This window comes from Candidatus Zixiibacteriota bacterium (assembly GCA_026397505.1).
In the GTDB taxonomy this organism is placed as follows: domain Bacteria; phylum Zixibacteria; class MSB-5A5; order GN15; family PGXB01; genus JAPLUR01.
On sequence record JAPLUR010000058.1, the window covers coordinates 27,007 to 53,504 of the forward strand.

Consider the following 26,498-nt stretch of genomic DNA (forward strand, 5'->3'; position numbering starts at 1 on the left):
GCACAATAAATGTGCAGCGGTGGAGCACCCGGAATCCCCGCAATTTGGGTTCGTTTGTCAAAAATTCGTTACTCCAAAAAAACATAATCATTTTCTCTTAATTTGTTGCCGGAGAAGGGCTTCGGGGAGTCGCAAGGAGTCGGCAAAATGGGTTCGTTTCCCCGTTTTTAAAGGATTCCTCTTTTCCCCTTGGTTGATTTGGGGTTGTGGCCCAGTTGGAGGAGGCGGCTATTCCCTGGCCGGTTTTGGGGCCGGATGATATTAAGGCAATGGCACAATTGGTGATAAGCTGTTTTTTGCTGACGGACATATAAATAAACACTCCTTCATATAAGGGGGTGAAGCGGAAATCACCATCGATTCGATGTGGATTTCGAAAGGGGGAACAGGAGGTAGATAGAGGTAAGTGTCGAAACCCCGACCAAGGGTTCGGGGCAGGCGCAAGGGTTTCGACCTATTTTACTGAAAATGGAATTATGCTGGTCCGGATACCACTTATGCCCGGCGGGAAATAAATGCTTGCTAAGGTCAACAATGACTTGACAAGTAATCTCGATCAATTTTATTATAATATCGGAGCATCATATTATTATGAATAAATATGATTCGGGTTGAATTGGCTGCGTGGTGCAGCAGTTACTTTGGGGAGGATTAAGCAAATGAACAATCATATTGCAGGACAGACAAATAGAAAATATATCTATCTCTTGTTTTCGCTGTTAATTACTCTTTTGAGCATGAGTTGTGCGTCCATCCATAATACTTCTCAGAATAAGAGCGGGTGCGGCAGTATAGTGGGGAAAATAATCAGTTGTGTCCCGGGGTTTGATGAGATGGCGGCTGCGTTGACTTTGCAGAAATATTCAGATTCATTGTCGGACAGAAATTCACCTGATCGCTATGAATACGATACTGCAGTTGCTCCTCGTAAAATTGAAAGTGATTCTATCGGCCACATACATGCTGATAATATCATACCGGGATTATATATGGGTATCGCGCGCGGTGCACCTTACAACAGGATCGACGATGGCGGCATAATCAAAGCGGAAATGCTGGCGCGCGAGTCATGTGGTCCTGTGAGAATTATTCTCATTCGCATCGGCCGTGATTCCGTTACATCGTTTGAAATCCAATTACCGCGAACGATCCAGGACTGGTCGAATGACCCAAACTATTTTCAGGAAACGGTAAAGTGGGAAGGTGAAATCGAATCAATTCTAAAATAGGGGGCAATCATGTATAAATGCCAGGGTGCCTCACCCGCCACTGGCGGGCTGTGAGTTGGCACCATTATAGTACAAACAAATCAAATAAGAAAGGGCGCACCAAACGGTGCGCCCACGCAAGTTCAAGAACTGAAATCTCTGTTATTCCACCGTCACGCTTTTGGCCAGGTTGCGCGGCTGGTCCACATGGCAGCCCCGCATCACCGCCATATGATAGGCCAATATCTGAAGCGGTATAATCGATAAAAGCGGCGTGAAAATTCTATTCGTCGTGGGAATATATATCACATGATTGACCCGATCGGCAATCTCGGTGTCACCCTCGCTGGCGATAGCAATTACATTGGCGTTGCGCGCCTTTATTTCGGCGATATTGGAGAGCACTTTGTCATAGACCGAATCTTTCAGGGCGATCACCACCGCCGGCATATTCTGGTCGATAAGGGCAATAGGGCCATGTTTCATCTCCGCCGCCGGGTATCCCTCGGCATGGATGTACGAAATCTCTTTGAGTTTCAACGCCCCTTCCAGCGCCACCGGGTAATTGATGCCGCGTCCCAGATAAAGAAAATTATTATGCTTGCAGTATGCCCGGGCGATTTCCTTGATTTCACTCTCTTTGGCGAGAATCTGTTCCACCTGATGCGGTATTTCCCGAAGCGCCTCGGCCATCTCGATTCCCTGCTGCACCGAAAGGTGGCGCATCCTTCCCAGAAGAAGTGATATCAGGGCCAGCACCATAATTTGCGAGGTGAAGGCCTTGGTCGAGGCGACGCCGATTTCCGGCCCGGCATGGGTGTAAACACCGCCGTCGGTCTCCCGCGCGATCGATGACCCCACCACATTGCAGATACCGAGCACGGTGGCCCCTTTCTTTCTTGCTTCGCGCAGCGCCGCCAGCGTATCGGCCGTTTCGCCCGACTGGCTGATGACAAAGAGAAGCGTCCCCTCCCTTATGATCGGTGAGCGGTAGCGGAACTCCGAGGCATATTCCACCTCCACCGGAATCCGGGCCAGCTCCTCAATCATATATTCGCCGATAAGCCCGGCGTGCCACGAGGTCCCACAGGCGGTGATAATAATACGGTTGATCCGGCGCAACTCATCATACTGCAGATTGAGGCCATTGAGACGCGGAATGCCTTCATCGAAATTTATTCGTCCCCGGATGGCATTGCGCAGGGCGGTCGGCTGCTCGTGAATCTCCTTAAGCATGAAATGGTCGTAACCGCCCTTTTCGATCATATCGAGTGTCCAGGAAATCTCCTCGACATGGGGCGTACGATACATCTTGTCGATGGTGGTGATCACAAAATCGTTGGCCGTAACCGTGGCAATCTCTCCCTCATTCAGGAAAACTGCCCGCTTGGTATGCGCCAGAATGGCGGAAACATCAGAGGCGATAAAATTCTCACCCTCGCCATGCCCCAGAACCAGCGGCGATCCCTGCCGCGCAGCGACAATTTTCCCCGGCTCATGCGATGATATCACCGCGATACCATAGGTTCCCTCCACCTGGGTCAGCGCCATTCTGACCGCTTCGGTGAGATTGCCTTCATAGTACTCCTCAATCAAGTGCACCAGGATTTCGGTATCGGTATCGGTCTTAATATCATGCCCCTGTTTTTCCAGAAGGGCTTTCAGCGCGCGATAATTTTCGATGATGCCATTGTGCACCAGAGCAATTTCATTCTTGCAGTCAAAATGGGGGTGGGCATTGAGATCGCTCGGTTCGCCGTGAGTGGCCCAGCGGGTATGCGCAATACCGTGAGTGGAATTATATTTCCTCCCCCTGATAATTTCCTCGAGGCGACTGATTTTGCCGGCCGATTTCTCGGCGGTCAGGCCGCTTTCTTCAAATAGCACTATTCCGGCCGAATCGTACCCGCGGTACTCAAGCCGTTTCAGCCCCTCGATAAGAATCGGCAGGGCCTGCTGATAACCTACATATCCGACTATGCCGCACATAAATCTATCCTCACTTTAATAAATCCGTTATCCTGCTTATAATGACTTTGGTCAGCTTGGAAGAATCAGTCTCCACTATCAGACGATATATCGGTTCGGTATTTGATTTTCTGATCTGGAACCATCCGCGTGCAAAATCAAAACGGAGTCCGTCGCGACGGTCGATTCTCAATCCCTCAAAATCGGTCATCGCCGCTTCTTCGACTTTAGCGAGTTTCTTCTCAAGAGAATCGGGAAGCGGCTCTTTCAACTTTCTACCATAGAATATCGGCAATGTTCCGGCAATCTCCGATACAGGTTTTTTTATTTCTGCCAGCAGGCTCAAAATAATGGCGCCCCCGATAAGGGCATCACGGCCGCAGTGGAACGCCGGATAGATCACCCCACCATTCCCCTCACCGCCTACAACCGCGCTGTGTTTGCGAATTCCCTCAATAACATTGGCCTCCCCCACCGGGGTATAGAATGTCCGTGCCCCCATTTCGGAGGCCGTTTTTTCGGTCACAAGTGAAGTCGAGAGATTGACCACCACATTCCCCTTCTTTTTGGAAAGGAGATATTTGACCGCTAAAGCCAGAGTATATTCCTCACTGAGGCACTGGCCGGTTTCATCGACCAGCGCAAGACGGTCGGCATCGGGATCGCAAGCCATGCCGATATCGGCCTTGAATCTCTTCACGGCCGCCGAAAGCATGTCCAGATTGGCCGGAATCGGCTCCGGAGTATGAACAAAATCGCCATTCCCCATACAATTTAACCGGATAACTTTGGCTCCAAGGCTTTCGAGAAGCTCCGGGAGAGCAAAAGAGCCGGCCCCGTTGACCGCATCAACCACAACTTTCAAGCCTGCCTTTTTGATGGCCCTCCGATTGATAACTTTCAGCTTTAGAATATGACCTATATGGCGGTCTATCCAGGAATTGTCGGAGATTAATTGCCCCAGAGCGGCGTGGCTTTTGAAAGCGAAATTCCCGGCTGTAAATATGGCGTTGATCTTTTCCAGCGCAGCCTTGTCAATGAATTCCCCCTTTTTATTGAAAAATTTCAGCGCATTCCATTCCGATGAATTATGGCTGGCGGTAATACATATCCCCCCGGCCGCCTTCAACCCGGTAACCGCAATTTCAACGGTCGGAGTAGGAACTATTCCGATATCTATCACATTCAAGCCGACAGCGCGAATGGCCGCAATGACCGCCATTTTGAATATTTCTCCCGAGGGGCGACTGTCGCGGCCGACCACGACTGTTCCCTTTTTCAAATATGTCCCAAAGGCGGCGGCATATTTTGAGGCCATCACCGGATCCAGGCCATTCCCCACAACACCCCGCACCCCCGAGGTTGAAACCATCAGCTTCTTTTGCAACTCATTCCCTCTTTGAAATTCACAAAGTAATCCTAATTATTTCTATAATAATATATCGATTCCGGGCAAAAAGCAAATAACCCTTCCAATACCTACAACTTATACGTTTGACAGCTTAGCGGGTGATTGCGTAAATTATCGTTTGGCCTTTATCGGAGAAGACTGAAATGCCATTCCACATTTATAAAGATCTTTCACTTGCATATGACCTTGCAGGCGCGGGAGAGAAGGCCCTTCTCTTTATTCATGGTTTGGGGGGAGCCGGGAGCGCCTGGAAATGCCAGACCGGGCATTTTGGCGATCGCTTTGTGACTGTCACGGTTGACCTCTTTGGCCATGGCCGGAGTTCCAAAGAGGTTGACCCGATACCGATACCGCGCATTGACGCCGAGGCGATTGACAGCCTGATGCGGGAAAAAATCGGGCGACCTTATATTGTCATTGGCCATAGCTTCGCCGGGATGGTCATTCAGGAAATGCTCAGACTGGCTGACCCCAATTTCAAAGGGGCGGTATTCGTTGATTGCACTCATACCGGAAACAATGAAATTGTCGAAAGCCGAGTAAGTTTCGCGGAAAGCATGCTCGCTTTATCTGCTGAGCGACTGCCTGAGGAAACGAAAAGATGGTATTCCGAGTTGGTTGGTCCTTCTGCGCCTGCAGAAGACAGAGAGTTTATTCTCTCCACGTTGAAAGATTGCGATTATCGCTGGCTGTTTCGTTCTGTGGCCGGGTGCCGCGAGTTCTGCCGCAAATATCCTCCGGGGGAGATTATCGTCAGACCCGATTTCCCGGTTCTGATTATGGAAGCCGACAACGGTATCGGGGGTGACTGGCGCAAATCATGGGTAAATTTCTTTAAAGATGCCGGTTATTATCTTTTCGAGGACGCCTATCACTTCTTCTTCATCACCGAACGAAGTCGGTTCAATGAAATCCTGGATGAATTTCTTGGCGTGAATTTCTGACAGATAAATCTCGCCGATTTATCGGGGCCGTCTATTCGCAATGTCCGGCCAGAACCCTTTGCATCTGGCGATGGATATGCCCATTGCTGGCCAAGATGTAATGGTCATAAATGGAAAATTTCTTTCCCTCGAAATCGGTCACCTTCCCCCCGGCTTCCTCGACAATAATTATTCCCGCGGCGGTGTCCCATGGAGAAAGTTTCAGTTCCCAGAAACCATCAAGCCGTCCGCAGGCGACATAGCAGAGATCCAGCGCCGCCGACCCGGCCCGCCGGATACCTCTCGAGACCCTGGCGAAACAGGTGTAATTGTTGAGATTATTCTCTTGCGAGGTGCCGACATCATAGGGGAAACCGGTGCCGAGAAGAGAATGAGAAAGCTCTCTTTCCGAAGTAATTCTATTTCTTTTCCGATTGAGAAAAGAGCCGCCCCCTCTGAAAGCGGAAAATAGCTCTTCCCTCTCCGGGTCGTATACCACTCCGAGAACGATCTTCCCCTGATATTCGAGAGCAATCGATACGGCATAAAAGGGAAAGTGGTGGGCATAGTTGGTGGTACCATCAAGGGGGTCGATGACCCATTTGAATTCCGACCCTTTATCGGTGGCCGCTGCTTCTTCGGCCAGAAGAGAATGATCCGGGAACTTATTTTCAATATTACGAATAATATATTTTTCCGAGGCGATATCGGCGCCGGTCACCAGATTGACCCGTCCCTTAAAATGAACCTCATTATGCATGCGGGCCTTTTTAATAAGGATATTTCCGGCCCCAACCGCGGTTTCACGGGCAAATTTAAGAAAAAGTCTGAGGTTTCTGTTGGTCAGCATGCTTTTATACTACGGCTTTCAATTCATCCTGTTTGAACTGCATCTGATAAAGACGGTAATAGATGCCCTGCTGCTTCAGCAATTCATGATGTTTCCCCATCTCGCGCAGTTCGCCGTGATGGAGCACAATAATTTTATCGGCCTTTTCAATTGTAGATAAACGGTGGGCTATAATTATTGCGGTTCGATTCTCCAGAAGATTATCCAGGGCCTTTTGAATCATTTTCTCGGTCGCGGTATCAACCGAACTGGTCGCTTCATCCAGCACCAGAATCCGAGGATTGAACGCCAGAGCACGGGCAAACGAAAGAAGCTGTTTCTGCCCGGTCGAAAGAGTGGCCCCTCTTTCTTTGACCTCGGCCTTCAGACCGCCCTCGCTCTGGAACACAAATTCATGGAGATTTACTTTTTTAAGAGCTTCCGAGAGCTCTGCATCGGAGATATCCTTATTCCCCAGCCGGATATTACCGGCATAGTCGCCCGAGAAAATAAAAACATCCTGCAGCACTAAGCCCAACTGGCGGCGGAGCATCTCGACCGGCATCTCCTTTATTTCGACTCCATCCATCCTAATGGCACCCTGCTGATAATCATAGAATCGAAAAAGAAGCGATATCAGCGAGGTTTTCCCGGCGCCGGTGGCGCCGACAATGGCTACTTTTTCGCCGGGCGAGACCGTGAATGAAACATCTTTAAGCACATTATCGCCGCCATCATAGGCAAAGGTGACCCGGTCAAATTCGATTTTCCCCCGGATATCGACCGGGCGGGAACCATCGGTGGGACTTATAATTTCCGGCTTCGTATCGAGCAACTTGAAGATTCTTTCCGAAGAAGCCATTGAAGCCTGCAGGATATTATATTTTTCCGAGAGGTCGCGGATGGGATTGTAGAAACGCTGCACCAATTGTATGAAGGCGACCAACTCGCCGAAAGTCAGGGCGCCCGCGGCTATCTGAAAACCGCCATAGTACAGAAGCAGCGCCAGCGAAACAGAACTGATTATTTCAACGGCCGGGAAAAAGACGGCATAATAATAAATCGATCTGAGATTGACCTCCCGCAGGTCCCTATTTATGTCGGTGAATTTCCCGAAAATCGCCTTCTCCCGCGTAAAGAGCTGGATGATTGTCATCCCCGTGATATGCTCCTGAGTGAAGGCGTTCAGGCGGGCTAGCCGGGTGCGCACCTCACGGTAAATATTACGGACCTTGCGGCGAAAGAGAGCGGTGGCAAAAATAAGAATCGGCAGAACGGCAAAGGTTATCAGTGCCAGAAGCCAGTTATAATAGAGCAGCGCAATGATAATTCCAAAAAGAGTGATAATATCACCGAAAACAGAAACCAGACCGGATGAAAAAAGCTCGTCGAGCACATTGACATCATTGGTCACCCGGGTGACCAGCCTTCCCACCGGATTTCTATCAAAAAAGGCCAGATGCAGTTTCTGCAGATGCGTGAAAATCTGCATCCGTATGTCATATTGCACCTTCTGACCGATAAACATGGTGATATACATCTGAACATAGGAGAGAAAAAACGCCGCCAGAAGAATCCCGGCGTAAACAAGGGCGATTTTGCCCACGCCGTTCATATCTTTTGCCATTACATATTTATCGATACCGATCTGAATCATCACCGGCAGCAGAAGCTCCAGAGTCGCACCGGCGATGAGGACAAGGATAGCCACGACTATGGGAAGCTTATAAGGACGGACATAGGTAAGGAGACGACGCATCAGGCGGGCATCATACGCCTTCCCCAGGACTTCCTCTTCGTGATAGTTGTTTTCCGCCATACCTACATTCTTCTCAATTCGTCTTCGATAAGCTGGGTATGATAAAGAAGAGCATACCGCCCATTCTGTTTAAGTAAGCCCTCATGGGTGCCCGACTCGGCAATTCTTCCCTTCTCCATATAAATAATCAGATCGGCGTCTTTTACCGCCGAGATGCGGTGTGAGATAATAAGAGCGGTGCGTTTTTTTATTTCGCTGCGGAGATGGAGATTTATCAGATGCTCGGTCTCGGTGTCAACGGCGCTGGTGGCATCATCCAGCACAACTATCCGCGGGTCGATTACCAGAGCGCGGGCAATGGCAACGCGCTGTTTCTGACCGCCGGACAATGTTATCCCCCTTTCGCCGAGAATAGTCTCGTAGCCATTTGGAAAGGCCTCGATCTCTTTGTCCATCACGGCCACCGCCGCCACCATTTGAGCCGCCGCGAGCTCTTTTTGGTCACGCCCGAAAAGAATATTGTTGGTTATTGTGTCGGAGAATAAGAACGGCTCCTGGGTTACAAATCCGATCTGCGAGCGCAGGGTGGTCAGTTCCCAATCGTTGATATCAATATCATCAATGAAAAGTCTCCCCCTTAGCACCGGAAAGAGACGGCTGATGAGAGCGGCCAGAGTGGTTTTTCCCGAGGCGGTCGGGCCGACAATTCCGACAGTCATTCCCGGCTCGATAATCAGATTAATATCATGCAGCACCCGGGTACCGTTATAGCCGAAATCAAGATGGCGATATTCAATCTTACCGGAAAGCGAAACTCCCTTCCTCGAATCCGGAAGTGAGTCAACCACCGGCCGGGTATTCATAATCTCATTGATTCTATCCAGTGAGGCGGTGCCGCGCTGATAGAGTGAGATAACCCACCCTAGGGCAATCATCGGCCAGATAAGCATGGACAGATAGGCGAAGAATGCCACCAGCGTCCCGAGACTGAATGTCCCCGCCACCACCGCCCTGCCGCCAAAATAGAGCACGGCGATATTGACCGTGCCGGCCAGCATAAAGAGGAGAGGATAGAACATGCTGTATATCTTTATCATATCCATGTTGAGCGCGACATATTTCTTATTGTGCGCCGCGAAATCATCGATTTCGGCTTTCTCCTGATTGTAGGCCCGGAGCACCCTGACCCCGGCGAGATTTTCCTGCACCTTCGAGGTCAGCACGGCGAAATACTCCTGAATCTTCATATACCGCTTGTGCACGATCGAACCAAGACGATAGACCAGATAGGAAAGAATGGGAAGAGGAATCAGAGAATAGAGAGTCAATTGCGGAGAAAGATACAGCATAAAACTGATGCCTATGACCGCGGTAATAAAAGTATTGGCAATCTGCATGATACCGGGGCCGATCATCATCCGCACCGCCTCAATGTCATTGGTGGCCCGCGCCATGATATCACCGGTGCGGGTATTATAATAGAAAGTGGGATTCAGTTTGAGCAGATGGTCAAAAAGCTCGCCGCGAAGGTCAAACTCGATTTTGCGGGACATCCAGATAATCGTGCGGCGCATGGAAAAGCGGAAAACACCGGAAACTATCGATAAAGCAAGTATCAGAAGGGCTATGTTGAGAATCTCGCGGGGAGGCGCTTTCAGTTCCAGTTTGTCAAAAGCTATTTTGAGAAGATAGGGGTTGATAAGAATAAGGATATTGCTTCCCAACACCGCCAGGCCACCTGGAATAATGTACCAGCGATATTGCCGCAGATATTTGGTGATGATCCTGAAACGTTCTTTATTCTTAACGGGCGTCGTCTGCATGATTAACCAATTAACATCTCACGCACCAATAAGTTCCGACCGGAATCGATAATTCAACTCTGGCCATAACGGGGGCAAGTTCCTCAATCGCCGCAGGTTATAATCCTCGCCTGCGCCGGCCCAAAAGACCATAATTTATTAATATAGATACTACTTTCCTGAGTGTCAAATGCCGGGCACAAAAAAGCCGCCCAATGGGTGGGCGGCCTGGCGGGGATGAATGACTTTATAAGAGCTGATTCTCTTTCAATTTGTCATAGAGTTTGTCGGCAATCTCCTGAGGGGTCTCACCGGTGATCAACTCCCCTTTCTTGCGCGGCGGAGGGGGGGCCACCTTAAGAATTTTAGTGAAGGAATTGGCGCCGACCGCCGATCCATCCAGGCCTATATCGGCCGCCGTCCACTTCGTAATGGGCGACTTCTTGGCCATCATTTTCCCTTTCAGTGAGGGCAAACGCGGCTCGTTAATTTCCTTGACTACCGACAGCACCGCCGGCAGAGTCAATTCTACAATATCATATCCTTCTTCAGTCGTCCTCCAGGCGGTAACCTTGCCCCCTTCCACTCCCTCCACCTTCTTGATAAACATCGCCTGCGGCAAATCGAGATGCGCCGCCACCGCGCCGGGGACCTGCGCTGAATCACTATCGACCGCCTGTTTTCCGGCAAGGATAAGGTCGTACTGGCCGATTTTCTTTATTCCGGCCGCCAGAATCCGCCCGACCGCCTGCGGATCGGATTTTTCGAAGAGCGGATCGGAAATCACTATCGCCTCATCAACTCCGAGAGCCAGACAATCGCGCAGGGCCGATTCCGCCCGCTGCGAGCCGACCGTAATCACCGAGACTTTCCCGCCATGCTTTTCTTTCAGTCGCAGACTTTCCTCGACTGCATATTCATCCAGAGGGTTAACCACGCCCGGACCGGAGGGCAGCACCACATCGTTGGCCGCCTGATCCACCTTCACCAATTCTATCTCCGGTACCTGCTTGATTAGAACGATAATATTCATCAATGTCTCCCGTGGCAAGGTCCTAAGTTTCAAAATTTCCGATAATTAAGCATTTTTCGAGCGAAAGTCAACGCCCTGTTTCAACACGCCCTGTTTCAACCCGGCTCAATTTTAGTAATGCCTCCCGAATCGTCAGGAAAATGGAAATAATTGGGGGTCTCAAGTAGGTTTCAGCAGGCTTTTTTTATATTGTATCCGCCGGAATTGCGAACTAAGATATGGAAGTTTCGCAGCAATGACCGACCGAAATTCTCAGTCTTATACAGAAGCATAGATAATTCGACCATGGTCGAGAAAGGAGTGAAATGAAAAAATATCTGGCGGAATTAATCGGGACTTTTGCTCTGGTTTTTATCGGATGCGGCAGTGCCGTTATTGCCGGTGGACATATCGGTTTCCTGGGTATCTCGTTTGCCTTCGGCCTCATCGTCCTAGTCATGGTGTATAGTATCGGGCCTATTTCCGGCTGCCACATTAATCCGGCGATTACTATTGCCATGCTGGTCGGCGGAAAAATAAGCGCCAGGGATGCCGCCGGGTATATTATTGCCCAGTGTATCGGGGCCATAATCGGGGCCGGAGTGCTTCTGGTTATCGCCATGGGAAAAGCTGATTATGTCATCGGCACTTCAGGTCTGGGCCAGAACGGGTATGGCCTGCATTCTCCGGCCAACTATTCGCTGGCGGCCGGCTTTGTGGCAGAGGTGGTTTTGACGGCACTATTCCTCTTTGTTATCTTTGGCTCGACTCACGCGAACGCCCCCAAAGGATTTGCCGGTTTATCGATTGGATTTTCGCTGGTTCTTATTCATCTGGTCGGGATCCCAATCACCGGGACCTCGGTCAATCCCGCCCGGAGTCTTGGGCCCGCGATTTTTGTTGGCGGCGAAGCATTGACACAACTCTGGCTGTTTATAATAGCGCCGATAATCGGCGGCATCCTCGCCGCGGTAATCTGGAAAGGGCTATTTGACAAAACGCAATAGCCCGCGAAGTGACGCTTGCGGGACGAATTCTGGTTGAGTTCGTCGCTTTTGGAAATGAGCAAAGGCGCGGCCTGGCTTTGGAGCCGGGATGATCAAGGCAGATTATTGTTACCGGAGGGGGAGATGGTTGGGTTTTCCCGCCTGAGATTATCCAGGGCGGCCGCGGCTGCCTTCTGCTCGGCTTCCTTCTTTGATTGCCCCACACCCAGGCCGGTAATTTTCCCTCTGGCATGTACAGCAATCTTGAATGTTTTATCATGGTCCGGCCCCTCTTCCGAGAGGACTTCGTAAGAAGGAGCTACTTCCCCGCGCGCCTGAAGGTATTCGAGCAGGTCACCCTTGAAATTATGCTGATTGAGGTCGGCCAGGATACTGCTCTGTCGGGAAATAATCACCCGATGGACAAAATCGCGGGCGGCATTCAGTCCGCCATCAATATAAATGGCGCCGATTACAGCCTCGACCGCATCGGAAATAATCGAACTGCGCGACCTCCCACCGGAACGTTCTTCTTCCGGCGAAAGAAAAATAAGATTACTCAGACCGCTATCCTTGCCTACCAGTGAAAGCGCCCCTTCATTGACCAGGAGAGCCTTGGTCTTGGTCAGATCCCCTTCGGCATAATCGGGATAAGTGGAATAAAGGTATTCCGCTATAATCATGCCCAAAATCGAATCGCCGAGGTACTCCAGTCGCTCATTTGATAAAGAAACGCTCTCACCGCTCCGCATGTAGGAACGGTGGGTCAGCGCCTGGATTAAATATCGCGGTTCCCGGAAAAGATACCCCAGTTCCTCGTTGAAGGCTTCAATCAGTCTCTGTTCCGCCGAATCCCGATGATGACCCAGTGACTTTATTAATCTATCAAAAAGTCCCACTTCCAAAACTAACCGTTGAACCGCCGGGCGGCAATTGTGACGTTATGTCCGCCGAACCCGAAGGAATTTGATAGAAAAACATCAAAGCTGTAGTCGCGCGCATGGTTGGGCACATAATCCAGGTCACACTCGGGATCGGGGTTCTCCAGGTTGATAGTCGGGTGCAGCTTCCCCACTACCATGGATTTCACGGAGGCGATAAACTCGATTGCCCCGGCCGCGCCCAAAAGATGCCCGACCATCGATTTGGTTGAATTGACCGGGAGTTTATAGGCATGTTCGCCGAAAACCATTTTGATCGCCTTGGTTTCGGCGATGTCACCCAGAGTTGTGGCCGTTCCGTGGCTGTTGATATAGCCGACCTCTTCGGGCTTTATTCCCGAACTATTAATCGCGTTGGTCATTGCCAGTCGTGCTCCAATTCCATCGGGATGCGGCGCCGTGATATGATGAGCGTCACAAGTCATTCCCGCACCTATCACCTCCGCATAAATCTGAGCGCCGCGGGCACGAGCCGACTCCAATGATTCCATTATGACAATGGCGGCCCCTTCTCCCATCACAAAGCCGTCTCGATCACGGTCGAATGGCCGCGAGGATTTCTCCGGCTCATCGTTGCGAGTGCTCAGCGCCCGCGCGGAACAGAAACCGGCCAGCGAGGTCGGCGTTATGGTCGACTCGGAGCCGCCCGCAATCATAATATCCGCTTCGCCCCGCCGCACGATATGGAAAGCATCAACGATAGCCTGAGCCGAGGAGGCGCAGGCAGAGACAGTCGCATAATTCGGCCCCCTGAATCCATACCGTATTCCGACCATCCCGGCACTCATGTCGATTATCATCATCGGGATGAAGAAAGGCGAAACTCTTCCCGGCCCGGAATTAAGCAATATCTCATGCTGTTTTTCGAAAGTGCTGATACCTCCGATACCGGAACCGATTACGACTCCGGCCCGGTCAAGATTGATTTTGCTCAGATCAAGGCCGGCATGATCAAGCGCCATTTGGCTGGCCGCAATACCATACATCTGCGAGAGATCCATTCTCCGGGCTTCTTTTTTGTCCAGATACTTGGATTCATCGAATTCCCTGACCTCCGCGGCAATCTTGGTCGGATAATCGGAGACGTCGAATCGCGTGATTTGCCCGATACCGCATTTCCCTTCCAGTAGAGCCTGCCAGAAGGTCTCCAGGTTACATCCCAAAGGAGAAACCACCCCCATTCCCGTGATGACTGTTCTGACTGCTTTCATTCAGTGTATCTCATGGCGTGCGGCGGACTTATTTCGAATGCTCTTTAATGTACTTAATGGCATCTCCGACTGAGGTTATTTTCTCGGCGTCCTCATCGGGAATTTCAATCTTGAATTCCTCTTCCAGAGCCATTACCAACTCCACCGTATCCAGAGAATCAGCACTGAGATCCTCGATAAATTTGGCCGATTCAGTCACCTGATTCCGGTCAACACCAAGCTGCTCGACGATGATGTCCTTTACTTTCTGTTCAATGTCGGCTGACATGTTTAACACTCCTTGGTTTATTGTTAATAAAATGCTGCTTACATCAATAGGCCGCCGTCAACTCCAAGAACCTGCCCGGTAATATAGGCAGCGTCATCGGAGGCCAGAAAGGCCACGACTGCGGCGATATCCTCAGGGGTGCCGGCCCGTTTCAGGGGGATGTTGTTCAGAAAAGCATCGCGAGCCGCCTGAGGCAGTTTGTCGGTCATATCGGTGGCGATAAAACCGGGCGCCACGGCATTGACCGTAATCCCGCGACCGGCCAGTTCCTTGGCCGCTGATTTTGTCAAACCGATTAAGCCCGCCTTGCTGGCTGCATAATTGGCCTGGCCGACATTCCCCATGCGTCCGACTACCGAAGATATATTTATTATTCTCCCGCTTCTCTGCTTCATCATCACTCTGGCAATTGCCTGGGTCGCCAAAAAGGCCCCCTTCAGGTTGATGGCCAATACTTTATCCCAGTCCTCTTCCGACATCCTAACCAGAAGAGTGTCCCGTGTAATACCGGCATTATTTACCAAAATGTCAATAGATTGATATTTTTCCAGGGTGGTTTTTACCAGGTTGTCAACATCCGCCTGTTTGGTGACATTGGCCATGACCGCCAGGGCATCATATCCTTTTTCATGAAACTCCCTGACCGTTTCCTCAGCCAGATCCATCAATACATCGGAGATGACGACTCTGGCATCCGAGGCGGCCAATCGCGCGGCGATCGCCTTACCAATTCCCCTGGCCGAGCCGGTTACTATTGCAGTCTTGCCGGTAAATTCCATCATCCTATCCTACCATTGTGCTAGAGAAGTTACGAATATCTGTCAGAGTATCAATATTAAAAATTCGAGCATTTTCAAGTTCGCGCTTGGCCAATCCGGAAAGAACCTTCCCCGGGCCGGCTTCAATCAAAGTATCTATCCCCTGCTCAGCGAAATATTTCATGGTCTGGTGCCATTTCACCGGCGCGGTCAGTTGCTCCACCAGGAGTTCCTTAAGGTGAGCGGCATCATCCGTCGCTGTTCCGGTAACATTGGGAACAATAGCGATACTCGGCTCGGCAAAGGTCACCGTATCCAAATATTTCTTCATCTCCGTCTGAGCCGGTTCCATCAGAGGGGAATGAAATGCCCCGCCGACCTGAAGGATCATGGCTCTTTTGGCTCCCTGCTCACGGCACAAACGGCAGGCCACCTCCACTCCTGCCAGGGTTCCGGAGATGACAATCTGATTGGCGGAGTTGAAATTGGCCGGTACCACTATCCCTTTCTCTGAGGCGGACCTGCAAATCTCCGCGATTTTTTCTTCTTCAAGTCCCATTATGGCCGCCATCGTCCCGCGATTCTTGCGGCAGGCTTCTTCCATCAGAGAAGCTCTTTTTACTACAGCTCGAATGGCGTCCTCGAAAGAGAGCACTCCGGCCAAGGCCAGCGAGCCATATTCGCCCAGGGAATGACCGGCCGTCATCCTGACTTCCGGCAAGCAGTCCTTCATGATGATCAACACCGCCAGCGAATGAAGGAGAATAGCCGGCTGTGTGAAACGAGTCTCTTTCAAAGTCTCGGCCGGCCCCTCAAAAGAGAGCCGCGCAATATCTTCGCCTATCTGATCGGAAGCCAGATCATATAATTTCCTGACATCGGGGTCGTATTCGTAAAGATCCTTCCCCATACCGACATATTGAGATGCCTGCCCCGGGAAAACGATCGCCGCATTACTCATAATTTCTGCTACCATCTGACCACAGCCGAGGCCCAGGTCAATCCTCCGCCAAAAGCAGCCATGAGAATAATATCGCCATCCTTGATCCTGCCGGCCCGCAGGGCCGCATCCATTGCCATGGGAACGGATGCCGACGAGGTATTACCATACATGGCAATATTAAGGAACACTCTCTCCATGGGAACACGGAGCCTCTTGGCGGTAGCCTCGATTATTCTGATATTGGCTTGATGCGGGACCATCAGGGTAACATCATCTCCTGTCAGGCCCGCGCTGGCCAGAGCCTTCAAAGAGGCGTCGCCCATCATTTTGACCGCATGTTTAAAAACTTCGCTGCCGTTCATTTTGAGATATACGCTGCACCGATCAGAGTCCGGGGCAAGAACCGGGTTCATTGACCCACCGTGGGGAATCCAGAGCAATTCGGCATATCGACCATCAGATTTCAGGAAGGTAGATAGTACCCCGCGATCATCATCACAGGCTTCCAAGACAACCGCTCCCGCTCCATCCCCGAAGAGAACGCAAGTGCTGCGGTCGGTGTAGTCGGTTATGGAACTGAGTTTTTCCACACCCACCACCAGAACCCGCTTGTACTGACCGGATTTTATGAAGGCATTGGCGATCGATAAGCCATTTATAAATGCGGCACATGCCGCCGCAATATCGATGGCGGCAGCATTAAACATCCCCATTTTCTTCTGCATGATACAGGCGTTGGAGGGAAGGCGGTAGTCCGGCGTCACCGTGCCCACCAGAATCAATTCAATGTCCTCGGGTCGCAGCCTGGCCATATCCAGAGCCTTTCTTGCGGCCGCCACCGCCATATCGGAATTGGTTTCATCCGAACTGCATATTCGGCGCTCTCTGATACCGGATCGGCTGAAAATCCACTCATCAGAGGTATTGACCATTTTTTCGAGATCACTATTGGTCAAGCGCCGCGCCGGGGCGTAGGATCCTAAGCCGGTTATTCTGCCGTTTATCTTCCTGTCCATTGCTGTTTCCGTTGTTGGTGATAGCCAACTCCTCGCGGATATTGGCGGCAATCCTGTGACGCACCATCTCTATGGCGACAATGACGGCATTCTTTATCGCCTTGGGCGATGAAGAGCCGTGGCAAATAATTGAAACCCCATCAACACCCAGAAGAGGAGCACCGCCATGCTCGCTATAATCGAAGGTCCGGCGTAACCTTCTCAGAAAAGGCGAGAGGAGAGCCGCTCCGACGCGGGAAAAGAGATTAGTCTGAATCTGGTGCCTTATTTGTTGCGTCAAAAACCCTTCCACCGATTCTGCAAATTTAAGCAGTATATTTCCGGAGAAACCATCGGTGGCAATCACATCCACTTCCCCGGTCAAAACATCCCGGCCTTCGACATTCCCGATAAAATTCAGGTCCGATTTATCGAAGAGCTCGTGGGTGGCCAGGACCGCCTCGTTACCTTTGCTTCTTTCTTCCCCAATCGAAAGTAAGCCGACACGGGGAGAGGTGCGTCCACCCATAAGTGACGCATAAATGGAACCCATCAGGCCGAATTGAAACAGGTGTGTCGGTTTGCAGTCGACATTGGCCCCAACATCGAGAACCAGCGTCGGTTTCCTCCGCACCGTCGGGAAAAAGGAGATAATGGCCGGGCGGCTGACTCCCTCGATTCTTCCCAGAATCAATATCGATGAAGCCATCACAGCCCCGGTATTGCCGGCGGATACAAAGGCATCGGCTCGTTTCTCTTTCTGCATCGTCAATCCGACCGCTATGGAAGAGGTCTTCTTTCGGATACCGTCGGTGGCCGTATCGCTCATAGCCACGGCATGGGCGGCATTTTCGATCGTGACATTGGATGGAATAATCTTCTGCTTCTTGATAAAATCATTGATGACTTCCACCTTGCCTACAAACACCAGTTTAAGGGCGTTCCCCTTTTCCACGGCCGCCTGCAATCCACCCTCCATTATCGATTCGGGACCAGCATCAGCCCCCATCACGTCGAGTGCCACTGTGATAACTGTGTCGCTATTGCTCATAAATATTTGCGATTTGGACGCAAAAAGAATCAGGCTTCCTTGGGAGTGGTAATCTGCGTCCCATTATAATAACCGCAATGGGGGCAGATATGATGGGGAAGTCTCGGCTGATGGCAATGAGAGCATTCCACCACATTGGGTGCTGAAAGCTTCCAGTGGGTTCTTCTCTTGCGGCCGCGGGTGTGCGAATGTCTTCGTTTTGGTAGTGGCATAATAATTCCTTAATCTAAATTCTATTCCAACAGGTCTTTCAGACCCTCCCACCTTTCATCGGTCTCTACACTTTTGCAATCGCAGGTTTCTTCATTCAGGTCGGCGCCGCAGCTGGGACACAATCCCTTACAATCCTGACGGCACAGCGCTTTCAACGGGCGAGACAAAATCAACGACTGCCTGATTATTTCATCCAATTCTACGACCGGGTCATAGGCTTTAACCTTGACAATATCTTCCTCAATCGTCTGTGCTACCTCTGTTTTCCCTTCGCCGGTTCTTATTATAAAGCCAAAATCTCCGGAAAGTTCCGCATCAAACAGCGCCAGACACCGCGAACATTCCTGTTCCACCGGCGCCGTTACATATCCTTGGCAATAAAATTCGCCATCCACCTTCTGTATGTTTACTTTCACCGTCATAAGGTCTCTGAAGGCGACACCATCTATGGCGTATTCAATGCTATCCGCCTCCGATTCCAGCGTTACTTCGACGGGGAAAGACTCAAAGTCACGCAGGTCCAAATTCATAGTCTGACAAATTAGCACACTCGGGAAGCAAAGTCAAGACAAAAAGGGAGGCCGTAAGCATATGTCATTCAACTGGGTTGCGGGTATTGATCACAGACCTGAAGCGACTATTCGGTGTCTTCTTCCTGAACAATCCTTATTCGACTCTTGGCCCGCTCCAGCGCGCGGCGGGCGCGAGCAGAATCTACCATTCCCGAAGGGCCCTCGGTCAGCCTCTGTTGCGCGCGTTCAAGAGCCCGCCGGGCTTTTTCCAGGTCAATCCGTCCGGCATATTCGACCGCATCTACCAGCAGAGAGGCCGTATTCGAGGAAATTTCAAAGAAACCATAAGTAACCGATAGAATGATCTCCTGCATCGATTCGTCTTTGATGGTCAGTTTACCCGGGATAACAGCCGTAATCAAAGGGGCATGGTCGGTAAGAACACCCAGGTACCCCTCGCTGCCGGGAATAATCATTGAGGAGACCTCCCCTTCATAGAAAACCTGTTCCGGAGTGACAATGCTCAGTCTAAACATAAACGGCGCGATTATTTCATTTTCTCATTATTATCAAGGACTTCATCCAATCCCCCCGCCATATAGAAAGCCTGCTCCCTTACATGGTCCAGCTTGCCGTCAACCAGATCGGCAAAACCCTTTATCGTATCTTCGATCTTCACATACTTGCCCGGCCTTCCGGTGAACTCTTCCGCCACGAAAAACGGCTGAGAGAAAAACTTTTGTATTTTGCGAGCGCGGCCGACGATCAATTTATCATCTTCTGACAATTCATCGATACCGAGGATGGCGATGATATCCTGCAAATCTTTATAGCGCTGCAAAACCCGTTGAACAGCCCTGGCCACCCGATAATGCTCCTTGCCGACAATATTCGGATCCAGAATTCGTGAGGTTGATGACAGAGGGTCAACCGCCGGATAAATTCCCATATCGGAAATCTGGCGTGACAGTACGGTGGTGGCATCAAGATGCGAGAAGGTCGTGGCCGGAGCCGGATCGGTCAAGTCGTCGGCCGGAACATAGATCGCCTGCACCGAGGTGATCGACCCCGCCGTGGTCGAGGTAATCCGTTCCTGAAGGGCGCCCATCTCCGTCCCCAGAGTCGGTTGATAGCCGACCGCTGACGGCATTCGGCCCAGTAGAGCGGAAACCTCCGAACCGGCCTGGACAAAGCGGAAAATATTGTCGATGAAAATGAGGACATCCTGGTGCTCTTCATCACGGAAATATTCGGCCATCGTCAAACCTGATAGCCCCACCCGCAACCTGGCGCCGGGAGGTTCATTCATCTGTCCGAAAACCATGACTGTTTTGGCAATCACACCCGAATGTTTCATTTCCAGCCAGAGGTCGTTGCCTTCGCGAGTCCGTTCCCCGACGCCGCAGAAAACCGAATACCCCCCGTGTTCGGTGGCAATGTTGCGAATCAATTCCTGAATAATGACGGTTTTGCCTACTCCAGCGCCGCCGAAAAGACCGACCTTGCCGCCCTTGGGATATGGTTCGAGCAGGTCAATGACTTTGATTCCGGTTTCGAACATCAGGGTGGAGGTATCCTGTTCCTCAAAAGTGGGGGCGGGACGATGAATCGGATATCGCTTATTATCGGCGGGCAGTTCACCCATTTCGTCGATTGTTTGACCGAGGAGGTTGAAAACTCGGCCAAGTGTTTTGGGGCCGACCGGCACGGTTATGGGACCGCCGGTATCAATGGCCTTCATGCCCCGCACCAGACCGTCGGTTGAAGCCAACGCCACGCAGCGAATGATATTATCACCGATGTGCAGCGAGGCTTCCACCGTGAGATTGATATTTCTTTCCTTATCTTCGATCCGGATGGCGCTCAGAATTTCCGGAAGCTTATCTGATTCAAATTCGCAGTCTACAGTCGGACCGATAACCTGCACCACTTTCCCGATATTTTCAGCCATTTTATTTTGCTCCCAATCTCATCAGTATTTTTCCATTTTTAGCCCTTAAGGGCCTCGGCTCCCGAGACAATTTCCAGAAGCTCTTTGGTTATAGCCGCCTGGCGGGCTTTATTATATTGCAAAGTAAGAGAATCAATCACCTCTGCGGCATTGTTGGTGGCGGCCCCCATCGCAATCATACGTGTCCCATGCTCCGAGGCAAACGAATCAGCCAGCACCGTCACAATTTTGGTTAAGGCATAACGCGGCATCAGGTCGGCAAATATCCCCTCGGGCGATGGTTCGAAGATATATTCAATGCGACCGCCTGTTCTTTCATCAATGGCGGGGCGCTCGACCGGAAGATATCGCTCATCGATAACCTTATATCTCACGGTGGATAAAAAGCGGGTATAGATGATAATGATTTCATCGGTCTGGCCGCTTAAGAATCTGGCCGTCAGAAATTCCGCCACTTCACGGGCCTTCTCATAATTGAGATTGCCGAACCAGTCACTGAACTTACCGGCTATTCCCCAATTCCTCCGCTTGAAAAAATCATTTCCCCTTTTTCCAATTAATACCAGTTCAACCTTATCTTTTTCTTTCTCTTTGCCTTCCAGCCATTCCGTTGCGCGACGAAGAATATTGGTATTGAAAGAGCCGCACAATCCGCGATCGGAGGTAATCAGCACCAGGGTTTGTTTGCGGATATCCCTCTTTTCGAAAAAGGGATGAGTCAATTCCCCCGAAGCCGCCGAGAGAGAATGCAGTATTTCCTCCAGTTTATGAGAATAGGGGCGCACCTGCATAATTTTCGCCTGGGCCTTGCGAAGCTTGGTCGCCGCCACCATTTCCATCGCCTTCGTTATCTGTCGGGTGGAAATAACCGAGCGGATTCTCTTCTTGACATCACGTAAGGTCGGCATGGCTTATTTTCCCGTAAACTCCTTCTTGAATTGCGTTACGGCGTCGCGAAGCTTGCCGGCGGTATCGCTGGAAATATCCTTTTCCTTCAAAATCATAAATTCAATATCCGGGAATTTCGAGGAACAATATTCAAAAAGACCCTTCTCGAAATCGGCGATCCGCTCGGTTGGAACATCATCGAGGTAACCATTGACACCGGCCCAGATAATTATGACTTGGCGGGCCAGCGTCATCGGGACATATTGTCCCTGTTTCAACAGTTCCACCATTTTCTCGCCGCGGGTCAATTGCTTCAATGTTGCTTCATCCAGATCAGAGCCAAACTGAGCAAAGGCGGCCAATTCACGATACTGCGCCAGATCAAGCCGCAGCGAACCGGCGACCTTTTTCATAGCTTTTGTCTGTGCATTACCGCCGACGCGCGAGACCGAAATACCGACATTGATAGCCGGGCGAATGCCTGAGAAAAAGAGATCCGATTCCAGGAATATTTGACCATCGGTGATAGAGATAACGTTGGTCGGAATATAAGCCGCCACGTCACCCGCCTGGGTTTCAATGATCGGCAGCGCCGTCAGAGAGCCGCCGCCCTGATCGTCTTTCAGCTTGGCCGCCCGCTCCAGAAGGCGGGAATGGAGATAGAAGATATCGCCGGGATAGGCTTCTCGACCCGGCGGACGGCGCAATAAAAGCGACAACTGGCGATAAGCCTGGGCATGTTTGGAAAGGTCATCATATATCACCACCACGTGTCGCCCGGTATAGAGGAATTCTTCGCCTATGGCGCAACCCGCATAAGGAGCGATAAATTGCATCGGCGCCGGATCAGAGGCGCTGGCGACCACCACCGTCGTATACTCCATGGCGCCATGCTCCTCAAGCGTTTTCACAACCTTGGCCACCGTTGACGATTTCTGACCGATGGCGACATAAATGCAAAAGACACCCGTTCCCTTCTGATTAATAATGGTGTCAATTGCCAGAGCGGTCTTGCCGGTCTGGCGATCGCCGATAATAAGCTCGCGCTGACCGCGGCCGATCGGTATCATAGAATCAATCGCCTTCAAACCGGTCTGAACCGGCTCTTTTACCGGTTGCCGCTGAACGACATTGGGTGCCGTTCCTTCCAGTACACGAAATTTATCGGTAACCACCGGCCCTTTGCCGTCGAGAGGTTGTCCCAGAGGATCAACAACCCTGCCGATAAGGGCATTTCCCACCGGCACCTGCGCCACCCGCCCCGTGCGCCGTACCGTGTCGCCCTCTTTGATAACCTTCGGCGAACCAAAAATGGCCGCGCCGACATTATCCGCCTCGAGATTCAAAACCATCCCGATAACATCCCCGGGGAATTGGATCAGTTCCGACATCATCACGTCTTCCAGTCCCCATATCCGCGCGATGCCGTCGCCTACCTGAAGCACGGTGCCGACCGACTCCATCTCCAGCTTGGTTTGGTATCTCTCAACTTCCTTCTTTATTATGGAAGAGACTTCTTCCGGATTAAGACCCATATTCTATACCTCTGTAATAATATCGCCATCTGTTTTCCGGGCACAATTCAAAGTCACAGGCAAATATGACCTCCGGGCATCAATGCACTTTCGTCTTCATCAAACGGTTACGCAGCAGGCCGAGCGCATAGCGGATCGACCCGTCGATAATCTGATTCTGAAAAATAACAATCATGCCGCCGATAATCAATTCGTCAACTCGTTCCTCTAACTCAATCTTCAGCCCCGATTTCCGGGCCAGCCGGTCAATCAGTTTTTCCCTTTCCTCCGGAGTGATGGGGGCTGTCGTGATGCAGATCGCGCTGACAATACCCCGCTCTATGCGAACCAGCCGATCAAATTCCTCGATTATTTCCGGAAGGAAATTCATCCGGTGTTTATCCACCAGCACCAGCAGGAACTCGAAAAAAGGATGGGTAAGCCGCTCGCCGAAAACTTTGGTCATCAATTCATGTTTTTGCGAATCGGGAATCTGCGGCGCCGCCATGAAATCCATGAAAGTTTTATCCTTCCCGAGATATTCCGACAGCGCATTGAATTGCTCCCAGGCGACATCAATGAGATTTCGTTCCTTGGCCAGCTCAAAAAGGGCACGGCCGTATTTTGCAGCAATTTGTTGCGCGAGCATTCCTTAAGCCTTCTCAATACCGTCGATGAATTTGTCGATCAGCTCCCGTTCTTTTTTCTGGTCCACCTTTTCGTGAAGAATTCGCTCGGCCGCGGCCATAGTGATATTAACTATATCTTCCTTCAACTGGACTTTGGCCTTTTCCACATCGCGCTGCAACTGTTCGGAAGTCCGCGTTACAATCCCCCGCGCTTCTTCCTGGGCATCCGTTTTAATCTCGGAAGCTATCTTGTGGCCTTCGGCGATTGCATCGGCGATCTTCTGCCGCCTTTCGAGTTCAATCCCCCGGATCCTTTCTTCATATTCCGTAAGAAGCTGGGCCGCCTTTGCCTTTTCTTCATCGATATGCTGAAATTCGTCCTTTATTTTCTGACGCCTTTCATCCATCATATGGAGCAACGGCCTCCAGGCAAACCTTTTCAGCAGCCAAACCGTAATGAGAAAACCGAGGATATGGGTGATGACCTGTGATATTTCAATACTCATCTGAATTCCTCAACAACTCTTCTCTCTTTCGAGAGTCGAGATTTTCTCATTTCAGCCGCCGATTTTGCCCATCAACAGCAGCAATCCCACCAGGGCGTAAATGGTCAAGGCTTCAATAAAGGCGGCGCCGATGATCATGCCGGTTTGAATCTTGCCGGCCGCTTCCGGCTGACGCCCCATCGCCTCCATCGCCGAACCGACCGCCCGGCCCAGTCCCAGCCCCGAACCGATGGCCGCAATCGCGACCGCTATCGGCAATGCAAATGATAATGCAGCTTGGTAATCCATTTTTTCCTCCTTAATAATATTATCTACAATTCATGTGCTTTATTCAATGTTAATGCTCCTCGTGCGGCATCACCATGAAGAAATATATGGCTGAAAGCATGGTGAAAACCAAAGCCTGTATCGTCGAGGTCAGCATGGCCAGCAGAATGAACGGTATCTGAAAGGGAAAGCCGATGGGCGAACCAAACAACCCCATGAACATTATCCCCAGCGAAACAAAAGCCGCGATCAAAATATCCTCACCGGTGATATTGCCGAAAAGACGAAGGGCCAGTGAAAAGGGGCGGGCCAGTTCGCCGATGACGTGAATCGGCAGATTTATCGGCGCCAGCGCCCAGGTGACCGCATCGGTAGGCGAACCGAGAAGGTGATGAAAATATCCCCAGAGCCCCAGCCGACGAACGCCGGTGTACTGAACATAAAGAAATACCGTAATGGCCAGCGCCGCGGTGGTGTTTATCGAGGAAGTCGAGGATTTGAAAAACGGTACCAGCCCGATCAGATTCATAAACCAGATATAAAGAAAAAGTGTCCCCAGAAAAGGAGTGTACTTCCGGGCCTCTTTCCCCATCACAGAGATGAAAAGATTATCCAGATTTTCCAGAATCATCTCCACAAAATTCTGCAATTTGCCCGGTATCATCTGTCGCTTGCGGTAAGTAATCACCGCCACGGTGATCATCATCAGGGAAACAACGCCGGCATAGATGAGAGCATCATAATGATGCGCAAAGGATTTGTTGATGAAGGTGAGAAGGTTGGGGAGCTCGTGCGACTCTTCCTGCCCCTTTTCCACCACTTTATGAGTCGTTTCGGAAGTCGTCAGTATTTGAAAAAGAAGACTATTAAGCACGTTTCAATTCTTCCTTCTTCGTGTCCTCTTCCAGATAATCAAGTTTCAGAACAGCTCTTCCGGCGGCCTTGAGGACAATAACCAGAAGGCTCACGGTGAAGCCGATCACAAGCAGGAGGGGCTGAAAATAATCAGAGACCATCATCAGGTAACCTGAGAGATATAATAACGGGAACTTTATCAGGAGAAAAACCAGGGCAGCAGCCTTGTCGGCCCCCTCAGGGCGCAGGGTCGTACGAATGAGCAGGGCCAAAAAATAGAGATTGACCATACCCCAGATAATTCCGGTGAATACCGAAAGGGTCGGCCGAAAGCCAAAATAAAAAGAGCCAAAAGCCAGAACCAGTAAAGCCAGAAGGCCGCAGGTTTTCAGAGTTCTGGCAATGAAATCAATTTCCTTTTTCATCTTTCTCTTTTTTCTCTTCGTCCTCGGCTCGTTTCAGCAGGCGGTATATTTCCCTGCCCGAGGCAATAAAGCCAAAAATGAGAAACAACACCAGCAAGAATGGCTCAGTTCCCAGCTTTTCGTCCAGCCATCGCCCAATAAAAAATCCAACCAACGGCCCGACCGCAAGCAGTATGGGGATAGTGCCAAGCAATCCCAGTTGACGTATCTCACTTCTCCCCTTCTTTTTATTGGATTTTCTGAAATCGCTCAATTTTCACCAATTCCAAAAAATCAAGTCATAAAGTTTATTGTTTGTAAATCAATTGTCAAGGGAAAACAAGGAATGATTTTGTCCAGTTTTCCAGATACGCTTCTGTCTCGCCCCTGACACCATTATCAAAACTGATATCCGGCCGAGACCCGGAAAGTGTCATCGAGTTCGTGATTGTGAAGATAGGCCAGGTCAACCTTGATCCGGTTGATGTCAACTCCGACGCCGCCGGTGAAATTCCCGATATCAAAACCCGCTCGTCCAAAGAGCTTTTCCCGATAAGAAAGCTCCATTCCCCAGTGAGTATCAAAAGAGATATCACCAACCCAGAATTGGGCCGCTTCCTTTATACCCTCAAATTTAATATCGCTGGAAAAAGCAAGCCGCCCGGTAAAACCTTTCAGCCTGTGCGAAACCATT

Annotated in this window: 29 protein-coding genes; 3 read left to right on the plus strand and 26 right to left on the minus strand. The window is 50.7% G+C overall.

Annotation, left to right across the window (positions count from 1 at the left end; genetic code table 11):
- Window positions 1-659: 659 nt before the first annotated feature.
- Entirely contained in the window at window positions 660-1,229 is a 570-nt protein-coding gene (locus NT002_05470) for a hypothetical protein (GenBank protein MCX6828715.1), read from the plus strand.
- Between the two features lie 141 nt (window positions 1,230-1,370).
- Here NT002_05470 and glmS read toward each other — a convergent pair whose 3' ends face one another.
- Both glmS and glmM read right to left on the minus strand, forming a co-directional pair.
- Complete coding sequence (gene glmS, locus NT002_05475; protein MCX6828716.1) at window positions 1,371-3,197, minus strand: glutamine--fructose-6-phosphate transaminase (isomerizing); 1,827 nt, start codon at window positions 3,195-3,197, stop codon at window positions 1,371-1,373.
- 10 nt (window positions 3,198-3,207) lie between these two features.
- Entirely contained in the window at window positions 3,208-4,563 is a 1,356-nt protein-coding gene (glmM, locus tag NT002_05480; protein ID MCX6828717.1) for a phosphoglucosamine mutase, read from the minus strand.
- Between the two features lie 167 nt (window positions 4,564-4,730).
- Between glmM and NT002_05485 the strand changes: the two genes are divergently transcribed.
- Window positions 4,731-5,531, plus strand: a complete 801-nt coding sequence (locus NT002_05485) for an alpha/beta hydrolase (protein ID MCX6828718.1) — start codon at window positions 4,731-4,733, stop codon at window positions 5,529-5,531.
- A 31-nt stretch (window positions 5,532-5,562) separates the two neighbouring features.
- On the opposite strand, the gene NT002_05490 is transcribed toward NT002_05485, so the two are convergent.
- The 4 genes from NT002_05490 to NT002_05505 form a co-directional block, all read right to left on the minus strand.
- On the minus strand, window positions 5,563-6,360 hold the full coding sequence (locus NT002_05490; protein MCX6828719.1) for an inositol monophosphatase family protein: 798 nt from the start codon (window positions 6,358-6,360) through the stop codon (window positions 5,563-5,565).
- Between the two features lie 4 nt (window positions 6,361-6,364).
- Window positions 6,365-8,158 (minus strand): ABC transporter ATP-binding protein, encoded by a 1,794-nt coding sequence (locus tag NT002_05495; GenBank protein MCX6828720.1) that lies wholly within the window; start codon window positions 8,156-8,158, stop codon window positions 6,365-6,367.
- Between the two features lie 2 nt (window positions 8,159-8,160).
- On the minus strand, window positions 8,161-9,921 hold the full coding sequence (locus NT002_05500) for an ABC transporter ATP-binding protein (GenBank protein MCX6828721.1): 1,761 nt from the start codon (window positions 9,919-9,921) through the stop codon (window positions 8,161-8,163).
- 226 nt (window positions 9,922-10,147) lie between these two features.
- Window positions 10,148-10,933, minus strand: coding sequence for an electron transfer flavoprotein subunit beta/FixA family protein (locus tag NT002_05505; protein ID MCX6828722.1), 786 nt, complete (start codon window positions 10,931-10,933; stop codon window positions 10,148-10,150).
- Between the two features lie 305 nt (window positions 10,934-11,238).
- Here NT002_05505 and aqpZ point away from each other — a divergent pair, with 305 nt between their 5' ends.
- Entirely contained in the window at window positions 11,239-11,919 is a 681-nt protein-coding gene (gene aqpZ, locus NT002_05510; GenBank protein MCX6828723.1) for an aquaporin Z, read from the plus strand.
- Between the two features lie 92 nt (window positions 11,920-12,011).
- Here aqpZ and rnc read toward each other — a convergent pair whose 3' ends face one another.
- The 20 genes from rnc to NT002_05610 form a co-directional block, all read right to left on the minus strand.
- The gene (gene rnc / locus NT002_05515; GenBank protein MCX6828724.1) at window positions 12,012-12,797 is read right to left on the minus strand and encodes a ribonuclease III; all 786 of its coding nucleotides are present in this window, start codon (window positions 12,795-12,797) and stop codon (window positions 12,012-12,014) included.
- A gap of 8 nt (window positions 12,798-12,805) precedes the next feature.
- Window positions 12,806-14,050 (minus strand): beta-ketoacyl-ACP synthase II, encoded by a 1,245-nt coding sequence (gene fabF / locus NT002_05520; GenBank protein MCX6828725.1) that lies wholly within the window; start codon window positions 14,048-14,050, stop codon window positions 12,806-12,808.
- 28 nt (window positions 14,051-14,078) lie between these two features.
- Window positions 14,079-14,318, minus strand: a complete 240-nt coding sequence (acpP, locus tag NT002_05525) for an acyl carrier protein (GenBank protein ID MCX6828726.1) — start codon at window positions 14,316-14,318, stop codon at window positions 14,079-14,081.
- A 38-nt stretch (window positions 14,319-14,356) separates the two neighbouring features.
- Window positions 14,357-15,097, minus strand: coding sequence for a 3-oxoacyl-[acyl-carrier-protein] reductase (gene fabG, locus NT002_05530; GenBank protein MCX6828727.1), 741 nt, complete (start codon window positions 15,095-15,097; stop codon window positions 14,357-14,359).
- A 4-nt stretch (window positions 15,098-15,101) separates the two neighbouring features.
- Window positions 15,102-16,037 carry an ACP S-malonyltransferase gene (gene fabD / locus NT002_05535; protein MCX6828728.1) on the minus strand — a complete coding sequence of 312 codons (936 nt, stop codon included), beginning with the start codon at window positions 16,035-16,037 and terminating at the stop codon, window positions 15,102-15,104.
- An 8-nt stretch (window positions 16,038-16,045) separates the two neighbouring features.
- Complete coding sequence (locus NT002_05540; GenBank protein MCX6828729.1) at window positions 16,046-17,023, minus strand: ketoacyl-ACP synthase III; 978 nt, start codon at window positions 17,021-17,023, stop codon at window positions 16,046-16,048.
- Window positions 16,965-18,065: a phosphate acyltransferase PlsX gene (plsX, locus tag NT002_05545; protein MCX6828730.1), complete on the minus strand. Its 1,101-nt coding sequence runs from the start codon at window positions 18,063-18,065 to the stop codon at window positions 16,965-16,967. Before plsX ends, NT002_05540 begins: the two co-directional genes overlap by 59 nt.
- A gap of 29 nt (window positions 18,066-18,094) precedes the next feature.
- Window positions 18,095-18,277: a 50S ribosomal protein L32 gene (gene rpmF, locus NT002_05550; protein MCX6828731.1), complete on the minus strand. Its 183-nt coding sequence runs from the start codon at window positions 18,275-18,277 to the stop codon at window positions 18,095-18,097.
- Window positions 18,278-18,298: 21 nt separating this feature from the next.
- Window positions 18,299-18,808, minus strand: coding sequence for a DUF177 domain-containing protein (locus NT002_05555; GenBank protein MCX6828732.1), 510 nt, complete (start codon window positions 18,806-18,808; stop codon window positions 18,299-18,301).
- 107 nt (window positions 18,809-18,915) lie between these two features.
- Window positions 18,916-19,326: an ATP synthase F1 subunit epsilon gene (gene atpC / locus NT002_05560; GenBank protein ID MCX6828733.1), complete on the minus strand. Its 411-nt coding sequence runs from the start codon at window positions 19,324-19,326 to the stop codon at window positions 18,916-18,918.
- Window positions 19,327-19,337: 11 nt separating this feature from the next.
- Entirely contained in the window at window positions 19,338-20,741 is a 1,404-nt protein-coding gene (atpD, locus tag NT002_05565) for a F0F1 ATP synthase subunit beta (GenBank protein ID MCX6828734.1), read from the minus strand.
- A gap of 38 nt (window positions 20,742-20,779) precedes the next feature.
- Window positions 20,780-21,649 carry an ATP synthase F1 subunit gamma gene (atpG, locus tag NT002_05570; protein MCX6828735.1) on the minus strand — a complete coding sequence of 290 codons (870 nt, stop codon included), beginning with the start codon at window positions 21,647-21,649 and terminating at the stop codon, window positions 20,780-20,782.
- Between the two features lie 3 nt (window positions 21,650-21,652).
- Window positions 21,653-23,164, minus strand: a complete 1,512-nt coding sequence (atpA, locus tag NT002_05575) for a F0F1 ATP synthase subunit alpha (protein ID MCX6828736.1) — start codon at window positions 23,162-23,164, stop codon at window positions 21,653-21,655.
- Between the two features lie 79 nt (window positions 23,165-23,243).
- The gene (atpH, locus tag NT002_05580) at window positions 23,244-23,792 is read right to left on the minus strand and encodes an ATP synthase F1 subunit delta (GenBank protein MCX6828737.1); all 549 of its coding nucleotides are present in this window, start codon (window positions 23,790-23,792) and stop codon (window positions 23,244-23,246) included.
- A 3-nt stretch (window positions 23,793-23,795) separates the two neighbouring features.
- Window positions 23,796-24,278: a F0F1 ATP synthase subunit B gene (gene atpF, locus NT002_05585; GenBank protein MCX6828738.1), complete on the minus strand. Its 483-nt coding sequence runs from the start codon at window positions 24,276-24,278 to the stop codon at window positions 23,796-23,798.
- 51 nt (window positions 24,279-24,329) lie between these two features.
- A complete protein-coding gene (gene atpE / locus NT002_05590; protein ID MCX6828739.1) occupies window positions 24,330-24,566 on the minus strand; it encodes an ATP synthase F0 subunit C in 237 nt (78 codons plus the stop codon).
- A 49-nt stretch (window positions 24,567-24,615) separates the two neighbouring features.
- Complete coding sequence (gene atpB, locus NT002_05595; GenBank protein MCX6828740.1) at window positions 24,616-25,419, minus strand: F0F1 ATP synthase subunit A; 804 nt, start codon at window positions 25,417-25,419, stop codon at window positions 24,616-24,618.
- Window positions 25,412-25,825 carry a hypothetical protein gene (locus NT002_05600; GenBank protein MCX6828741.1) on the minus strand — a complete coding sequence of 138 codons (414 nt, stop codon included), beginning with the start codon at window positions 25,823-25,825 and terminating at the stop codon, window positions 25,412-25,414. The genes atpB and NT002_05600 overlap by 8 nt, the downstream gene beginning before the upstream one ends.
- A complete protein-coding gene (locus NT002_05605; protein ID MCX6828742.1) occupies window positions 25,809-26,078 on the minus strand; it encodes an AtpZ/AtpI family protein in 270 nt (89 codons plus the stop codon). Before NT002_05605 ends, NT002_05600 begins: the two co-directional genes overlap by 17 nt.
- Window positions 26,079-26,203: 125 nt before the next feature.
- Window positions 26,204-26,498 (minus strand): hypothetical protein (locus NT002_05610; GenBank protein ID MCX6828743.1); only part of this gene is annotated, 295 nt, incomplete at its 5' end.